Here is a 2,359-nt window from a genome sequence, read left to right as displayed (position 1 = left end):
GGCCAGCAATTCGTCGGTGTAGCCCAGGATACCCTTGAGCGGGCCTTTGCTGGCCGCCTGCTTCAAGAGGGCATTGACGGCCGCCACCGAGGTGGCCTCCCGGACCTTTACCGTCATGTCGATGGCGGACACGTTCATGGTGGGCACCCGCATGGCCACCGAGCTGAAGCGTCCTTCCATGGCCGGCAACAACCGCTCGATGCCCCGGGCCAGGCCCGTCTCCACCGGTACGATGTTCTGCAGCGCACTGCGGGTGCGGCGCAGGTCCTGGTGGTGGTAGGCGTCGATAACCGGCTGGTCGTTCATGGCAGCATGGATGGTGGTGGTATTGCCGTATTCAATGCCCAATGCCTCATCCAGCACCTGGATCACCGGAATGATGCAGTTGGTGGTGCAGGAGGCACTGGAGACGATGCGGTCGTCCGCCCGCAGGTCCTGTTCGTTGATACCGAACACCACGGTGCGGTCCACATCCGACTCCGCCGGCTGGGAGAACAGCAGCCGCTTCGCACCGGCGCCGAGATGGACCTCGGCCCTGCCCCGGTCCGAAAAGGAGCCGGAGCACTCCAGCACCAGGTCCACACTCAGCAGACCCCAGGGCAGATGGGAGGGGTCCGCCTGACTCACTACCTCGATGCGGTCGCCGTTCACCAGCAGGACGTCGTCCTCCACCCGGACCTCACCCTGGAAGCGGCCATGGGTGGAGTCGTACTTGGTCAGGTGGGCAATGGTTTCCAGGTCCGACAGCTCATTGATGGCCACCACCTGGAAGTCGTCCCGGTAGCCGTTCTCATAGAGCGCCCTCAGCACGCACTGGCCGATGCGGCCATAGCCATTGATGGCGATGCGGAAAGGGGCGCGGCGAGAGGTCATCAATTATCCAGCAGGTCCTGGGCCACGGCGACAATGTTCTCAACCGTGAAGCCGAATTCCTTGAACAGCTCGCCGGCCGGGGCCGATTCTCCGAAGCTGGTCATGCCCACTACGCGGCCGTCCAGGCCCACGTACTTGTACCAGTAGTCCTCGATGCCCGCCTCGACGGCGATGCGGTTGGTGACGTCCAGCGGCAGCACCTGCTGCTTGTACTTGGCGCTCTGGGCCTCAAACACGTCGGTGGAGGGCATGGACACCACGCGGACCTTGCGGCCCTGCTCCCGCAGTACGCCGGCGGCGTCCTGGGCCAGGGCCACTTCGGAGCCGGTGGCGATCAGGATCAGGTCCGGGGTGCCGTCGCTGTCGGACAGCACATAGGCGCCGCGGGCCACGTCCGCCAGCTGCTCGTCGTCACGGTCCTGGTGCGGCAGACCCTGGCGCGAGAACACCAGCGCCGAGGGGCCGTCCTTGCGCTCCAGCGCGGCCTTCCAGGCTACCGCGGACTCCACCGCGTCGGCCGGACGCCAGACACTCATGTTGGGGGTGGTGCGCAGGCTGGCCAGCTGTTCCACCGGCTGGTGGGTGGGGCCGTCCTCGCCCAGGCCGATGGAGTCGTGGGTAAACACCATGATGGCGCGCTGCTTCATCAGCGCCGCCATGCGTACGGCGTTGCGGCAGTATTCCATGAAGATCAGGAAGGTAGCGCCGTAGGGCACGAAGCCCCCGTGCAGAGCGATGCCGTTCATGATGGCGGCCATGCCGAATTCCCGCACGCCGTAATAGATGTAGTTGCCGCTGGCATCCTCACGGGTGACGCCCTTGCTGCCGCTCCAGATGGTGAGGTTGGAGCCGGCCAGGTCGGCGGAGCCGCCCAGCAGTTCCGGCAGCAGCGGGCCATAGGCGTTCAGGGTGTTCTGGGAGGCCTTGCGGCTGGCAATGGTCTCGCCCTTGTCCTGGCAGGCGCGGATGTAATCCTGGGCCTTGGCGGCGAAATCCGCCGGCAGGTCCCCGGCCATGCGGCGGCGGAATTCGGCGGCCAGCTCGGGCTCGGCCTTCTCGTAGGCGGCGAAGGCGTCCTGCCAGTTGTTCTCGGCGGCCATACCCTTTTCACGGGCGTCCCAGGCGGCGTAGATGTCTTGCGGTACTTCGAAGGGGCCGTGATTCCAGCCCAGGTTCTCCCGCGCCAGGGCGATTTCGTCCTCACCCAGGGGCGCGCCGTGGCAGCTCTCGGTGCCCTGCTTGTTGGGGGCGCCGAAGCCGATCACGGTTTTGCAGCAGATGATGGTGGGCTGCTCGGTGTTGGCACGGGCGGCCTCGATGGCGGCACGGACCGCGTCCGGATCGTGACCGTCCACCGCCGGGATCACCTGCCAGCCGTAGGACTCGAAGCGCTTGGGGGTATCATCTGTGAACCAGCCTTCCACCTCGCCGTCGATGGAGATGCCGTTGTCGTCATAGAAGAAGATCAGCTTGCCCAGACCCAGGG

Annotated in this window: 2 protein-coding genes; both read right to left on the bottom strand. The window is 66.0% G+C overall.

Features of this window, described 5'->3' with window-relative positions:
* On the bottom strand, window positions 1-873 hold an 873-nt coding region (locus R3280_RS16710), incomplete at its 3' end, for a type I glyceraldehyde-3-phosphate dehydrogenase (RefSeq protein WP_318999739.1).
* Window positions 873-2,359, bottom strand: a 1,487-nt coding sequence (locus R3280_RS16705; RefSeq protein WP_318999738.1) for a transketolase, incomplete at its 5' end; no start/stop codon positions are given. The genes R3280_RS16710 and R3280_RS16705, both read right to left, overlap by 1 nt.

It is taken from the genome of Marinobacter sp. (assembly GCF_033722195.1).
In the GTDB taxonomy this organism is placed as follows: domain Bacteria; phylum Pseudomonadota; class Gammaproteobacteria; order Pseudomonadales; family Oleiphilaceae; genus Marinobacter.
This window is presented reverse-complemented; position numbering and strand designations above follow the sequence as displayed.